The organism is Marivibrio halodurans, from assembly GCF_017963645.1.
GTDB classification, from domain to species: domain Bacteria; phylum Pseudomonadota; class Alphaproteobacteria; order UBA8366; family Aestuariispiraceae; genus Marivibrio; species Marivibrio halodurans.
The window spans coordinates 287,499-300,428 of record NZ_JAGMWN010000003.1 but is presented as its reverse complement, the minus strand read 5'-3'; the positions used below and the strand labels follow the sequence as shown (position 1 = coordinate 300,428).

The 12,930-nt window shown below is 68.2% G+C and carries 14 protein-coding genes and 1 tRNA gene; 7 read left to right on the top strand and 8 right to left on the bottom strand.

The window, feature by feature from the left end; genetic code table 11:
• Positions 1-37: 37 nt before the first annotated feature.
• The 5 genes from KAJ83_RS08195 to KAJ83_RS08175 all read left to right on the top strand — a co-directional run bounded on the left by KAJ83_RS08195 (position 38) and on the right by KAJ83_RS08175 (position 4,743).
• Complete coding sequence (locus KAJ83_RS08195; RefSeq protein WP_210681557.1) at positions 38-1,540, top strand: M81 family metallopeptidase; 1,503 nt, start codon at positions 38-40, stop codon at positions 1,538-1,540.
• A gap of 24 nt (positions 1,541-1,564) precedes the next feature.
• The gene (locus KAJ83_RS08190; RefSeq protein ID WP_210681556.1) at positions 1,565-2,338 is read left to right on the top strand and encodes an SDR family oxidoreductase; all 774 of its coding nucleotides are present in this window, start codon (positions 1,565-1,567) and stop codon (positions 2,336-2,338) included.
• 92 nt (positions 2,339-2,430) lie between these two features.
• Entirely contained in the window at positions 2,431-3,738 is a 1,308-nt protein-coding gene (locus KAJ83_RS08185) for a DUF2336 domain-containing protein (protein ID WP_210681555.1), read from the top strand.
• A gap of 66 nt (positions 3,739-3,804) precedes the next feature.
• Positions 3,805-4,221: a DUF6152 family protein gene (locus KAJ83_RS08180; protein WP_246484353.1), complete on the top strand. Its 417-nt coding sequence runs from the start codon at positions 3,805-3,807 to the stop codon at positions 4,219-4,221.
• A 51-nt stretch (positions 4,222-4,272) separates the two neighbouring features.
• Entirely contained in the window at positions 4,273-4,743 is a 471-nt protein-coding gene (locus KAJ83_RS08175; RefSeq protein ID WP_210681554.1) for a DUF2214 domain-containing protein, read from the top strand.
• Positions 4,744-4,791: 48 nt separating this feature from the next.
• Here KAJ83_RS08175 and KAJ83_RS08170 read toward each other — a convergent pair.
• Positions 4,792-4,880 (bottom strand) — tRNA-Ser (locus tag KAJ83_RS08170).
• Between the two features lie 121 nt (positions 4,881-5,001).
• Positions 5,002-5,778, bottom strand: coding sequence for a sulfite exporter TauE/SafE family protein (locus KAJ83_RS08165; protein ID WP_210681553.1), 777 nt, complete (start codon positions 5,776-5,778; stop codon positions 5,002-5,004).
• 110 nt (positions 5,779-5,888) lie between these two features.
• Here KAJ83_RS08165 and KAJ83_RS08160 point away from each other — a divergent pair, with 110 nt between their 5' ends.
• Positions 5,889-6,779, top strand: coding sequence for a LysR family transcriptional regulator (locus tag KAJ83_RS08160; protein WP_210681552.1), 891 nt, complete (start codon positions 5,889-5,891; stop codon positions 6,777-6,779).
• A gap of 15 nt (positions 6,780-6,794) precedes the next feature.
• Here KAJ83_RS08160 and KAJ83_RS08155 read toward each other — a convergent pair whose 3' ends face one another.
• The 6 genes from KAJ83_RS08155 to KAJ83_RS08130 all read right to left on the bottom strand — a co-directional run bounded on the left by KAJ83_RS08155 (position 6,795) and on the right by KAJ83_RS08130 (position 12,209).
• Complete coding sequence (locus tag KAJ83_RS08155; protein WP_210681551.1) at positions 6,795-7,277, bottom strand: GFA family protein; 483 nt, start codon at positions 7,275-7,277, stop codon at positions 6,795-6,797.
• A 74-nt stretch (positions 7,278-7,351) separates the two neighbouring features.
• Complete coding sequence (locus KAJ83_RS08150) at positions 7,352-8,359, bottom strand: Gfo/Idh/MocA family protein (protein ID WP_210681550.1); 1,008 nt, start codon at positions 8,357-8,359, stop codon at positions 7,352-7,354.
• Positions 8,360-8,381: 22 nt separating this feature from the next.
• Positions 8,382-10,142 (bottom strand): flagellar hook-associated protein FlgK, encoded by a 1,761-nt coding sequence (flgK, locus tag KAJ83_RS08145; protein ID WP_210681549.1) that lies wholly within the window; start codon positions 10,140-10,142, stop codon positions 8,382-8,384.
• Positions 10,143-10,232: 90 nt separating this feature from the next.
• Positions 10,233-10,664: a hypothetical protein gene (locus KAJ83_RS08140; RefSeq protein WP_210681548.1), complete on the bottom strand. Its 432-nt coding sequence runs from the start codon at positions 10,662-10,664 to the stop codon at positions 10,233-10,235.
• A complete protein-coding gene (locus tag KAJ83_RS08135) occupies positions 10,664-10,984 on the bottom strand; it encodes a rod-binding protein (RefSeq protein ID WP_210681547.1) in 321 nt (106 codons plus the stop codon). The genes KAJ83_RS08140 and KAJ83_RS08135 overlap by 1 nt, the downstream gene beginning before the upstream one ends.
• Positions 10,985-10,988: 4 nt before the next feature.
• Positions 10,989-12,209 (bottom strand): flagellar basal body P-ring protein FlgI, encoded by a 1,221-nt coding sequence (locus tag KAJ83_RS08130; RefSeq protein ID WP_246484338.1) that lies wholly within the window; start codon positions 12,207-12,209, stop codon positions 10,989-10,991.
• Positions 12,210-12,320: 111 nt separating this feature from the next.
• Between KAJ83_RS08130 and KAJ83_RS08125 the strand changes: the two genes are divergently transcribed.
• A complete protein-coding gene (locus KAJ83_RS08125; RefSeq protein ID WP_210681546.1) occupies positions 12,321-12,848 on the top strand; it encodes a flagellar assembly protein FliX in 528 nt (175 codons plus the stop codon).
• Positions 12,849-12,930: the final 82 nt, after the last annotated feature.

Sequence of the window (12,930 nt, the reverse complement as noted above, 5' to 3'; positions counted from 1 at the left end):
GCATCGTGTCCGTGGATTTGCAAGGAGAGGCTTCGCGATGCGTATCGCCGTCGGCGGCTTTCAGCACGAGACGAATACCTTCGCCCCGGTCAAGGCGGATTTCGAGAGTTTCGCCCGCGCCGGCGGCTGGCCCGCCCTGGCGCATGGACCCGCCATGCTGGAGGCGGTGGACGGGGTGCATATCCCGATCACCGGCGCGGTCACGGCCCTGACCGGGGCGGGCGCTGAACTCGTCCCGCTATCCTGGGCCGCGGCGACGCCGAGCGCGCATGTGACCGAGAACGCCTATGAGCGCATCGCGACCGCGCTGGTCGAGGGGCTGGAGCGCGCGATCGCGGCGGAGGGGCCGGTCGACGGCCTCTATCTCGACCTGCACGGCGCCATGGTGACGGAGCATCTGGAGGATGGAGAGGGCGAGTTGCTGCGTCGTTTCCGCGATCTGCTGGGGCCGGATGTTCCCATCGCCGTCAGCCTCGACCTCCATGCCAATGTGACGGAGGCGATGGTCGCGCATGCCGATCTGATCGATATCTACCGCACTTATCCGCATGTCGATATGGGGGAGACGGGGGCGCGAACCGCGCTGCATCTCCTGGAAATCGCGCGAACCCATCGCCGGCCGGCCAAGAGCCTGCGCAAGCTCGATTTCCTCATTCCGCTCAATTGGGGCTGCACGGAACTGGCGCCGATGGACCGGCTCTACGGCAAAACCCTGCCGGGGATGCTGGACCGCGATCCGGGCCTGCGCGCGCTCGCCATCGCCTGCGGATTTCCCCAGGCCGACATCCGCGAGGTGGGCCCCGCCATCCTGGCCTATGCGGAGGACCAACGCACGGCCGACGCGGCCGCCGACGCCCTGGCGGACGCGATGATCGCCGCCAAGCCGGAGTTCGGGGAGCCGATCTATCCCCCCGATGCCGCCGTGCGCCGCGCGATGGAGATCGTGGCGGACGGCGCGCGAAAGCCCGTCGTCATCGCCGATACCCAGGACAATCCCGGCGGCGGCGGGCCGGGGGACACGACGGGGATGCTGCGCGCACTGCTCGACGCCGGGGCGCAGGGCGCGGTGCTCGCCATGTTGATCGACCCGGAAAGCGCGGCGCTGGCGCACGCGACCGGGGTGGGGGGCGACGCGCCCTTCGCGCTGGGCGGGCGGCATTTCCCCGGCGATCGTCCGGTGGAGGCGGCGGGGCGCGTGGTCTCCCTCGGCGATGGGCGGTTCACCGCGACCGGGCCGATGTGGGGCGGCGCGCGCATGGAACTCGGCCCCATGGCATTGATCGAGGTGGCGGGCGTGCGCGTCGTGCTGGCCAGCCGCTCGGAACAGGCGGGGGACCAGTCGATGCTGCGCCATCTCGGACTGGAGCCGGCGGACCAGCCGATCCTGGTGCTCAAGAGTTCCGTTCATTTCCGCGCCGATTTCCAGCCGATCGCGAGCGCCGTGCTCACCGCCGCCGCGCCCGGCCCGGTGATCGCCGATCCGGCGACGCTGGACTACAAGCATATCCGCGACGGCGTGCGCCGCCGTCCCGATCTCTGACCGCCATTCGAGAAAGATGACATAATGACCATGACCCGGGAGATAACGGGAAAGCGCGCCCTGGTGACCGCCGGGGGCGGTGGGATCGGCCGCCGCATCGCGGAGCGGTTGGCGGAGGACGGGGCGCATGTCCTTGCCTGCGACGTGGATGGGGATGGGTTGGCGAGCCTGCCGGAGGGGATCGGCCGCATGGTCTGCGACGTCTCCGACGAGGCGGCGGTGGAGCGCCTCTTCGCCGAGGCGGATACGGTCTTCGGCGGCGGCTTGGATATCCTGGTCGCCTGCGCCGGGACGGCCGGGCCCATCGGCCCGATCGAGGAGACGGCGGCCGCCGCGTGGCGCGCCTGCCTGGATGTTAGCCTGATCGGCGGCTATCTCTGCGCCCGGGCGGCGGTGCCGCGTCTGCGGCGCGCGGGTGGGGGGACGATCGTGACCTTCTCCTCCAACGCGGGGCTGGCCGGCTATGCGCATCGCACGGCCTATTGCACGGCCAAGTTCGGGATCATCGGCATGACCAAGGCACTGGCCGCCGAGGTCGGGGTGGATGGAATCCGGGTCAACGCCCTCTGCCCCGGTATCGTCGAGGGCGATCGCATGGACCGTGTCATCGCCGCCGAGGCCCGCGCGCGCGGCGTGCCCGAAAGCGGCGTCCGCGACGGCTATGTCCAGGGCAACAGCCTACGCCAATGGGTGACGGCCGACGATCTGGCGGAGACCGTTCTGTTCCTTGCCGGTCCCGGCGGCGCCCGTATCACCGGCCAGGCGATCCCGGTGGACGGGCATACGGAGGCGCGGTGAGGGCAAGGGGGGCACGGTAACGCGGGGGCATAATCCACGAAACTTGCTGCATCGCCCCCGTCTTCATAGTTTGATAGGGATCGGCACGATGGGTGGGCGATCTGACGGCGATGGCCGGCAGGGCGATGAGTGACGATTTCGATCCGAATGAATTCCTGAACGCGGCGCTGGCCGCCGACGACCGGGCGCGGAGCGACCGGCCCGCGGACGCGCGCGATCCGTTCGAACTCGCGCGCAAGGCCGCGGCCGCGAAGGCGGCGTTGCGCGAGGGCGGGGCGGCCCATGCGCTTGTCGCCGCCGCGCGCGAGCGTTCGCCGGAGGCGCGGGGGCTCCTGGTCCAGGGGCTGAACGAGCTTTGCCTGAAATCCGGCGTCACCCTGAGCGAGAGCGAGCGTGCCCTGGTCTATGAGATCTTCGACACGCTGTTGGAGACGGTGCAGACGAATGTCCGTGCTTCCCTGGCCGATCATGTGGCGGATCGGGAGGACGCGCCCAGGGACCTGCTGATTCGCCTCGCCCGCGATGCGATCGAGGTGGCGGAGCCGGTGCTGGCCCGCTCCCTCGTGCTGGAGGACGAGGATCTCGTCCCCATCGTGTTGGGCGAGGGGGAGGGCCATCAACTCGCGGTCACGCGGCGGCGCAGCCTCTCCGGTTCCTTGACGGAGGCGCTGGCGCGCCGGGACAACGAGACCGTTTTGGTCGCGATGTTGAGCAATCCCGGCGCCGAGGTCGACGAGGAGGTGATGATCCGCATCGCGGAGGGCGCGGCGGACCGTCCGGCGCTGCATGGACCGCTCGCCGGGCGCAAGGATCTGTCGATGCGCGTCGCGCGCCGCCTCTACGGTGTCGTCGGCCCGCGCTTGAAGGAGGCGATCGAGACCCGCCTGAAGGAGCTTGAGGCGACCGGCGGCGGCGCGGAGAAGGACAGCTTGCGCGCCGCCTTGGACGAGGCCAATGAGCGCTTCGCCGCGCGGGAGGCGACCGGCTTCCGGCGCGAGGATGTGACGGAAAGCGCCACCCCGTCCGCCGATCCGGACGATCTGGCCGATCTGCGCGCGATGCCGAGCGATCTGGGCGGTCACCGCCCGCATCCGCGCCTGCTGGTGAAGGCGTTGGTCGAGGGGCGGTACGAGGAGTTCGAATCCCTCTTCGGCGAGTTCGCGAAGCTGAGCCGCTCCGGTGTCGACCGCATCCTGAACCGCGCGGGCCCCGAGGCGCTGGCCATCGCCTGCAAGGCCGGCGGCATGGATAAGCAAGGCTTCGGCGAGGTCCTGGCCCGGGTCATGGATCAGGACAACCCGGCGGAGGCGGCGCGCACCCCGGCCTTCCGCAAGACCATCACCTATTTCGACCGGATCGACGCATCCGGCGCCGCGCGTGTTCTGCAGGCTTGGCGTTGACCCTATTCCTGCCTAAATCAATCGGCAGGATCCGAGCAATCAACGCGCGAGACCAAGGAGGATGCCATGGCACGCGGATGGAACCGATATAGCTTCACCCGTCGGCAATCGATCGGCATGGCCCTGTTCGGGGCCGTCGCGCTGGTTTCGGCCGTGGCGTTCGGACCCTCGCCGGCGGTGGCGCATCACGGCTGGGCCTGGACGACCGGCGGCAATATCGAACTGACCGGCGAGATCGTGGAGACCCGCCTCGGCAACCCCCACGGAATCCTCGTCGTCGATGTCGAGGGAGAGCGCTGGACGGTCGAGGTCGGCCAACCCTGGCGCAACGAGCGCGCGGGCGTGAAGGAGGGCGATCTGGCGCCCGGCGTCGAGATCCGCGCGATCGGCGAGCCCGCCTCGGACGGGGCAGAGAAGCGCTTGAAGGCGGAGCGGTTCTATCTCGGCGATACCGAATATATCCTTTATCCGGGACGCGATTGAGCGCGCGGGCGCAGTTAAGGACCGCTATCATGCTCTAGGGAGGCGCGGGCCATGGAGGCGCTGCTCGCCGCGTTGGAGGGAAATGCGCTGGCCCAGGGGCTGCGCTTCTCGCGCTGGGGCTATGCAGCGGTCAACACGGCCCATGTGCTGGGCATCGCACTGCTCGTCGGTGCCATCTTGCCGTTGGATTTACGGCTGATGGGGCTGTGGCGCCGCGTACCGCTGGCGCCGCTGGCCCGCGTTCTGCGCCCGACGGCGGCGGTCGGATTGCTGATCGCGGCGGCCAGCGGCGCGCTCCTCTTCGCCACCCGGGCCAGCGAGTACGCGGCCCTTCCCCTTCTGCAGGTCAAGGTGCTCCTGATCCTCTCCGGCGCCAGCGCCGCTCTGCTGCTCCACCGCGCGGCCGGGGCCGACCTCGCCGGCGCCGGCGCGGGGCGGCTCAGGCTGCACGGCGCGCTCTCGCTGACATGCTGGCTCGGCGCGCTGGTCTGCGGGCGGCTGCTTGCATTCGTGGGCGAGTAGGAAAGCGGCGCGGCACGAAGCGAACGCCGTGTCGCAGGATTTGGAAAATGGCGGAGGGAGGGGGACTCGAACCCCCGCAACCGTTTAACCGGTTGACGGATTAGCAATCCGCTGCATTACCGCTCTGCCATCCCTCCGCAGGGCACCGGCGTCCATGGGACCGACGGTCCCGAGCGATGCGGACGGTGATGTAGCGGGGCGTCGGTGCGCTGTCAATGCAAGCGAGGGGCGTCCATGCGAACTTGTGGCGCCCGGCCCCTACATCGCCAATCCGGTGATGCCCGAGCCGGCGACGAGCGCCAGCGCCGCGCGTCGGAAGGCGGTTTCCGACAGCAGGCCGAAAGCGCGGCTGCCGCCGACGAGGCCGAGCGCGAAAACCGGCGCCAGCGTCAGCGCGCGCAGGATCGCCGTCTCGGTGATCAGCCCCGCGATCGTCAGGCTGGTAAGGCCCATCAGGGTGCCGGTCGCGAAATAGACCGTCAGATTGGCGCGCACCGCCGCGCCCTCCGCCTGGGAGCCGAGCCAGAACAGCACCACCGGCGGCCCCCCGATGCCGGTCGCCCCGCCGAGCAGCCCGGCCGTCGCGCCCGTGCCGGCGGAGAGCGCCGCGCTGGGCCGGCCGCGATAGCGCCAGCCGGAGGCGAGGCCCGCCGCCATCAGCAGCACCGTCACCGCGATCGCATGGCGCAGGATATCCGGATCGGTCACTTTCAGGATCACGATGCCGAGCGGCATGCCGACCGCCGCCCCGCCGGCCAACAGGAAGACCTGCTTACGCTCGCACCGCTTGAGCGCGCGGGGCACCATGGTCCAGGAGGCCGGGCCGTCCACCAACTGCAACACCGCGACCGCGCCGGCCGGGCCGAAAAGGCCGCTGATCACCGGCATCATGACGAGGGCGGTGCCGAAACCCGTCATCCCCTTCACGAAGCCCGCGACCAGAACCGTCAACGCCGCCAGCCCCCAGACCGGGTCGAGGACGGTCGCGCGAAGCGCCTCGGCAAGGGCGGGGAGGGACGTGAAGCTGTCGAGCATGGCGCGATCTTTCGGGCATGGCGGTAACGATCGGTTCGAATCGGATATAGACCTGCATCAAATCATGGAAAATCAGTGATATTGCCGTCTATATCTGCGAAAATGCAGATATGATGAATTGGGACGATATGCGCGTCGCCTTGGCGGCCGCGCGGGGCGGCACGTTGTCGGAGGCGGCGCGGCGCCTGGACGTCAATCAGACCACGGTCTCGCGCCGTCTCTCCGCGTTGGAGGAGACGCTGGGCGCGCGGCTATTCCATCGGATCGAGGGGCGGTTGGTGCCGACCCATGGCGGGGAGCGCCTGCTGGAGGAGGCGGAGCGGGCGGAGGCCGCCGCGCTGGCCGCGCAGCAGGCGCTGATGGGCCTGGATGCCCGGGCCGAGGGGACGGTGCGCGTCACCTCCGTGCCGACGAACGTGACGCGGCTGCTGATTCCGGCGGTGCCGGCCTTGATCGCGCGTTATCCCAATCTGCGCGTCGAACTTCTCGGGGCGGAGAACCGCACCAACCTTTCCCGGCGCGAGGCCGACATGGCGCTGCGCTTCGACCGGCCGGGCAGCGCGGGCACGACACTGTGCCGGCGGATCGGGCAGCTCGGCTATCACATCTATGCGCCCACCTCGGCGGTGGAGCCGGAGAGCCTGCCCTGGGTCACCTATGAGGAGGCGTCGGCGGACCTGCCCCAGGCGCACTGGATCGCGCGGCGCATCGGGCGCCGTATCGGCGGGCGCGGCGCCGGTGGGGGGGAGGTGCTGGCGCCCGTCCTGGTGAACGACGCGGAAGGGGTGTTGCAGGCGGTGGCCGCCGGGCTCGGCCGGTCGCTGCTGCCGCGTTTCGTGGGCGACGGCGACCCGCGCCTGATCCGCATGGGGGACGAGCCGGCGGTGGTCCGGGACCTCTGGCATCTGAGCCATCCGGATATCCGACACACCAAGCGCGGCGAGGCCGTCACGCAATGGTTGGAGGAGACGGTGGCATCGGTGGCTTCGGTCGCTTCGTGAAGGGGGCGAGGCGCTCTATCGCCCGCGCGCGGCCTTCAGGCGCGCGACCGCGGCCTCCGGCCAATATTGGGAGCGGCGGTAATATTCCGGCACGGCCGGCACCCCGTCCGGCAGCGCGATCCAGCCCGCCTTGCTCTCGGTGAAGATATGGATGTCGGGCGGGCAGAGGTTCGGATCATCCAGGGTGCCGGTTCGCACGAAGGCGACCGTTTCGCCGATGCCGCCGTAGTGGCTCCACAACGCGACGCGGCAGGTCGGGCACCGGTGGATGAGCTGGCCGTTGCCGCTTTCGGACGGGGTATCCACCGCCTCCGTCTCGCCGGCGACGGCGAGTTGCGCGACCTCGATCAAGGCATTGACCGCGAAGGCGCTGCCGCTTTCGCGCTGGCACCAGCGGCAATGGCAGCAATGGACGAATAGCGGCCGGGCCGTCATCCGATAGGAGACCGCGCCACAATCGCAATGGCCTCCAGCCTCGAAACCGTCTGCGTCCGTCATGGTCTCCTCCTGGTTCGGGGCGGCACGGGACGGCATTCTTTCGGGCGGCACCCGGATAGGCAAGGGGGAGGGGGCTATCCGGCGCCGTCCAATCGCACGGCGCGCCCGCTCTCGGCGCTTTCCCAGGCGGCGAGGCAGATGCGCATGACGCGGACCACGTCCTCCCCGGTCACGAGCGGCTCGCGCGCGCCCCTGATGGCGGCGACGAAGTCGGGCAGGAGGTCGCCCTTCTCCATCCCCGGATAGGGCACGTCGAAGACTTCCTCGTCCTCCGGCGCGTCGCCGCGATAAAGGCGCGCGGGACCGTCGGCATTCTCGAAGCTGAGTTTCGTGCCATAGAGGTTGAGGCTATGGAACTTCCGCCGCTGGGGGCCGAACAGCGTGGTGGATTTGGCGAGGCAATCGCTCTCGAAGCGCATTAGGACGCTCATCGTGTCGGGATGGGCGAAGGCGCTGCGGCGGGTAAGTTTCTTGGCCGCCATGGCGGTGACCTCGACCACCTCCTCGCCCGCGATCCACCGCATCAGGTCTATCAGGTGGATGCCGCCGCCATAGGCGACGCAGTAGAAATCCATTCGGCCGCGCCAGCCCTCGGTGATCTTCCAGAGGATCTGGTGGATATAGTCCCCCTCCATGTAGAAGAGGTCGCCGAACTCTCCGCGCGCGACCATCTCCTTCACCGCCCGGAAGCGGGGGGAGCGGCGCAGGATCAGGTTGGAGGAGAGGCGTTTGCCGCTGGCGCGCCAAGCGGCCTCGACGCGCTCGAGCCCGGCACGCTCTAGGGCGATGGGTTTCTCGCAAAAGACATGCTTGCCAGCCTCGAAGGCGGCGACGGCCTGATCCACATGCGCGTCGTCGTAGGAGCAGATGGAAACCGCGTCGATCGCCGGGTCGGCGACAAGGTCGCGCCAGTCGCTATGGGTCTCCGGTACCTGCCGCCGCGCCGCCACGGCGGCCAGATGGTCGGTATCGATATCGCAGACCGCCTTGACCGTGACGCCGGGAATCGCGCGGTAGCCGACCACATGCCGTTCGCCCACGCCGAGGCCGATCACACCGACCCTCAGCGGTGGCTCGTCCACGATGGGGCCGTTTCCCGTCACGTCAGCGCGCCGCCTGCTCGAGCTGCTGAAGCATCTGGTTGACACTCTCGATCACCCGGGCGGACGCGGCATAGGAGTTCTGCAACACGGTGAGGCGCGCCATCTCCTCGTCGATATTGACGCCGACCTCGTCGCGCAGCGCCTGCTTCATGTCGGCGCGCAGCACCTCGCTCTCCTCCGCGCGGGAGTTGGCGTTCTCCGCCCGCTTGGTGAAGTCGGTCAGAATGCCGGCGGCGAGGCCGGTATAATCCTCGCGCGAGAGATTGAGGGCCGACCCGCCCATGGACCGGGTCTGCGCGTTCAGCGCGCCGACCGCGTCGGTGCCGGAAAGCTTCTTCAGCGTCTCCGTGCCGGCGGTCAACGTGTCGTTCACGCGGATGTTGGTGCGGGTCGCGCTGTCGGGCGTGGTGCCGGCCGCCACCTCGAAGAAGTTCGCGGCTTCACCGGCCTCCGTGGTGGTGTTGTTATAGGCGGTGGCGAAGGTCGGCGGGTCGCGTTCCGGGACCGTCGTCGGGCTCGCGCCGATAAGGCCGAGGCTCTGCAAGGGCGTGTTGCCCGTGTCGGCGAGCGTCAGGTCCGTGCCGTTGACGGTCGATATCTCCAACCGGCCATGCGCGGTCAGGCGGGCGCGGACGTTCGGGATGGTGTTCAATTCATCCACCAGGTCCTGGACCGTGTCGGCCGCGTCGATGCCGGCACCCAGCGGGCCGCCACCGCTCGGCACGGTCACGGCGCCACCGCCGACATCGATCGTGAAGCTGTCGCCCGCCGTCAGGCCGAGATCGCCGATCAGCAGGTCGTCCGAGGCCATCGTGGCGGTGCTCTGCGTCGCGCGGGTCGCGTCGTCGACCAGGCTGTAGGACAATTCGTCCAAATGATTGCGCATCTTCTCCAATGCGCCGACGCCGCTGCGGGTGCTGTCCTGGGCGGCTTGGTCCGTGCGGACGAAATCGATCAGCGCCTTCAACTCCCCGTCCGGAAGCTGGCCGCCGGTGATCAGGTCGCTTGATGGCGAGCCGGACTTGGTGAGGGTGCGGCTCGCCTCGTTCCAGGTGAAGGTGCTGGCGTTGCGGTCGGTCAGGTCGAGACCGCTGCTGGTATAGACGGAAATCGAGCCGTCCTCGCGCTCGAAGGTACGCACGTCGATCAGGCCGGAGACGGTCTCCAACTGCTTGTCGCGTAGATTCTCCAACTGCGAGGTAGGGCGGCCGTTCGATTTCTCCCGGACGATCGCGTTGTTGAGCCGGTCCACCTCCGCAAGCGCGGTATTCAGGTCGTTGACCCGGTTGTCGATATCCACAAGCACCTGGTTCTCGATCAGGTCCAACCCGTCGGAAAGACGCTCGATCTCGTTCAGGATCGACTCGCCCGCCAGGATAACCTCGTCGGCGGCGGCATTGGATTCCGGCGCGGCCTCGAAGGCTTTCCAGGCCGTGCGAAAGCGCTCGAACGTATCCGAGAGGGGGGTGTTGTTGCTGATCGTGCCGGTCAGTTGCTCGATCTGTTCATAGAGGCGGTTGCGCACGCCGTTCGCTTGCGCGTCGGCCGTTTGGGAGAAGAGGTCGCGTTGTAGCCCGGTATTGGTGATCCGGCGGATGTCGCCGATCCGAACGCCGCCATATTGCAGCGATTCGAAATTCTCCTCGCGCCGATTGTAGTCCGGGTTGTTCGCATTCGCGACATTTTCCGAGACCGTGCGCACGGCCGTGTTGAGGGCGTTGATCGAGGTAACCGCCGTGCTCAGCGCGTTAAAAAGTGACATGGCTTCTGCCTCCTGGCAGGGCGGTCCGGTTCGCGGCTTTCTGCCGGCATGGACGGCCCGATCTGGTCGCTTGTGGCCCCGGCCTTTCCGTCAGCAGCTCCGGTTGAGCGCGACGGGGGCGGAGCGAACCGGCCGGCCGCGGCTGTCGCCGGTCTTGCCGTATCCTTCGACATGACCGGAGGCGCGCCGCGCCGCGTCCGCGATGACGTCGACGATCTTCTGGCTGGCGTCGGATACCAGCTTCAACTTGCGTTCGTTGACACGGGCCAGGTCCTCGAAACGACTGCCGACATCCTTCATGCGCTCGCGCAGGTCGGGTTCCAGGTCGCTTGCGAAGGTGGCATCCTGGGCGATCGCGTGGACCTGCTCCTCGTAGAGCTTGAAGAGGGCCTGTTTCTCCTCGATCACCGGGCCCAGTTCCGTGCTGCGCGGACGCTCGAGGAGCGCGTTCTCGCGCTGCAGAAGATCGACCAGATCCTCCATAAGCGCGATCAGGTTATGCGCGCGGACATTGGGGTTCATCACTGCATCTCCTGTATTTTCAGGATCTCGGCCATGACCTGATCCGCCAATCCGATGCCGCCGCTCTTGGCGATCTGCTTGCCGTACTCGTCGAGCATCATGGAACGGTTCATTTCCTCCGCGTTGCCGCCGCCGAACAGGCCGTTGGTCTCCAGATCCTCGAACATCGGCTTGAGCATCTGGGCGATGAACACGGCCTCGAACTCGACCGCCGCCTCGCGCGCCTTATCGATATCGTCGGTGGCCTTGGGCGTGGCGGTCTTGCGCGAGGCCGAAGCCAGCGCGAGCGCCGCGTCGATCGGACCGGTGCCGTTCTCCATCGCCCTACATCACCTCTATATCGGCTTGCAGCGCGCCCGCCGTCTTGATCGCCTGAAGGATGGTGATCATGTCGCGCGGCCCGACGCCGAGAGCGTTCAGCCCGTTGACCAGTTCCTGAAGGCTGACGCCGGTCTCCAGCACGCCGAGGCGGCGGTCCGCATTCTCGTCGATCTCGATGTCGGTACGCGGCACGATCGCTGTCTCGCCGGTGTTGGAGAAGGGTTGCGGCTGGGAAACCTGCGGGGTTTCGGTGATCCGGATGGTCAGGTTGCCCTGCGCGATCGCGACCCGGTTGATGCGCACATTCTCCCCCATCACGATGACGCCAGATTTCTCGTCGATGACGACGCGGGCAAGCTGGTCCGGCTCGACGCGAAGCTGTTCGATATCCGTCAGCATCTCGACCAGGCGGCCGTCATAGGATTGCGGCACCTCGACCCGTACCGTGGCGGGGTCCAGGACGCGACTCGTCTCGACGCCGACGAAGGCGTTGATCGCGCGGCTGACGCGGCGCGCGGTGGTGAAGTCAGGGTTGCGGAGGTTGAGTTCGACTTGTTGAAGGCTCTCCAGGGCGAAGGGCACCTCGCGCTCGATGATGGCGCCGTTGGCGATGCGGCCGGCGGTCGGCACGCCACGCACGACGGTCTCCGCCGCGCCCTGCACCTGGAACCCGCCGACGGCCAGCGCCCCCTGGGCGACGGCATAGACCTCGCCGTCCGCACCCAGGAGCGGGGTCACCAGCAGGGTGCCGCCCTGCAGGCTGGAGGAATCGCCGAGCGCCGAGACCTCGACATCGATACGCGAGCCCTGGCGGGAGAAGGGGGGCAGTGTCGCCGTGACCATGACGGCCGCCACATTGTCGGTGCCCAGCGAATCGTCGCGCGCGTTGACGCCGAGACGCTCCAGCATGCCGATCAGGCTTTCCTTGGTGAAGACGGCGCTGTTCAGCGAATCGCCGGTTCCGTTCAGACCGACGACGAGGCCGTAGCCGATCAGCAGGTTGTCGCGCACGCCCTCGAAATTGACGATATCCTTGATCCGCGACTGGGCATGCGCCGTGTCGGACCAGCCCGCGCCGGCGGCCAGGACCGCGGCGCCGATCGCGATGACGGCACCCGCGCGGGCAAGCCGCCGGCCGAGCCCGGTGGCGGCGCGGCGGGCGCGGGGGAGGCGCGTCGCCTTCTTCGGCTTGACCTGATTGTCGGCGGCGAGTGCCATGATCATCTCTCCACAACTCCCTCGGACGGATGGGTCCGGGCGTCTTCATGCGAAGATCGTGCCAATGGGGTGTTCGTTATAATGTGTTGATTTTGTGCGGTTTTGGTGGAATGGCGCATGGGGCGCGGCAAGAAGTTCCGCGTCGACCATCGTCAGACATCGTTTTACGACGGCTGCAAAGCAGGTAGAGTGCGGTCCATGAAGATCGAAGGCCCCGGCAATACCGGCAAGACAGGATCGGCGAAGAAGGCGAAGCGGGCCGGCGGCGCGTCGGGGGCCGGTTTCGCCCAGTCCCTGAAGGGGGGCGCCGACGCCGCGTCGGAGGAGAGCGCGGCTGTCTCCGGCGGTGGGCCGGCCTCCGTTTCCTCGATCGATCTGATCCTGGCAATCCAGGGGGTCGGCGACGCGACCGAGGATGAAGGCGGGCGCCGGCAGCCCGTGGAGTGGGGGCGCGATCTGCTCGACCGCCTGGATGCGATTCGCCTCGGCTTGCTTGCCGGCCGCATTTCGCCGGACCGGCTGGAGGCCCTTGGCGAGGCGCTGGCCCGGGAGCGCGGGAAGACCGACGATCCGGAACTCGGGCGTCTGCTGAAGGATATCGAGTTGCGCGCGCGTGTGGAGCTGGCGAAATTTCGGCAGCGATAGGGTGCGCTATTTGGGACGCAGGCATTCGTTCCGGATTTTCAAGAAATATTCAGCGAAAAATCGGTTGTGTCGCTTGGGGCAT

Excerpts from the sequence above, each read along its gene's own strand:
- KAJ83_RS08195 (WP_210681557.1), top strand. The coding sequence starts at position 38 with ATGCGTATCGCCGTCGGCGGCTTTCAGCACGAGACGAATACCTTCGCC.
- KAJ83_RS08190 (WP_210681556.1), top strand. The coding sequence starts at position 1,565 with ATGACCATGACCCGGGAGATAACGGGAAAGCGCGCCCTGGTGACCGCC.
- KAJ83_RS08180 (WP_246484353.1), top strand. The coding sequence starts at position 3,805 with ATGGCACGCGGATGGAACCGATATAGCTTCACCCGTCGGCAATCGATC.
- KAJ83_RS08175 (WP_210681554.1), top strand. The coding sequence starts at position 4,273 with ATGGAGGCGCTGCTCGCCGCGTTGGAGGGAAATGCGCTGGCCCAGGGG.
- KAJ83_RS08165 (WP_210681553.1), bottom strand. The coding sequence starts at position 5,778 with ATGCTCGACAGCTTCACGTCCCTCCCCGCCCTTGCCGAGGCGCTTCGC.
- KAJ83_RS08160 (WP_210681552.1), top strand. The coding sequence starts at position 5,889 with ATGATGAATTGGGACGATATGCGCGTCGCCTTGGCGGCCGCGCGGGGC.
- KAJ83_RS08155 (WP_210681551.1), bottom strand. The coding sequence starts at position 7,277 with ATGACGGACGCAGACGGTTTCGAGGCTGGAGGCCATTGCGATTGTGGC.
- flgK (WP_210681549.1), bottom strand. The coding sequence starts at position 10,142 with ATGTCACTTTTTAACGCGCTGAGCACGGCGGTTACCTCGATCAACGCC.
- KAJ83_RS08140 (WP_210681548.1), bottom strand. The coding sequence starts at position 10,664 with ATGAACCCCAATGTCCGCGCGCATAACCTGATCGCGCTTATGGAGGAT.
- KAJ83_RS08135 (WP_210681547.1), bottom strand. The coding sequence starts at position 10,984 with ATGGAGAACGGCACCGGTCCGATCGACGCGGCGCTCGCGCTGGCTTCG.
- KAJ83_RS08130 (WP_246484338.1), bottom strand. The coding sequence starts at position 12,209 with ATGATCATGGCACTCGCCGCCGACAATCAGGTCAAGCCGAAGAAGGCG.
- KAJ83_RS08125 (WP_210681546.1), top strand. The coding sequence starts at position 12,321 with ATGGGGCGCGGCAAGAAGTTCCGCGTCGACCATCGTCAGACATCGTTT.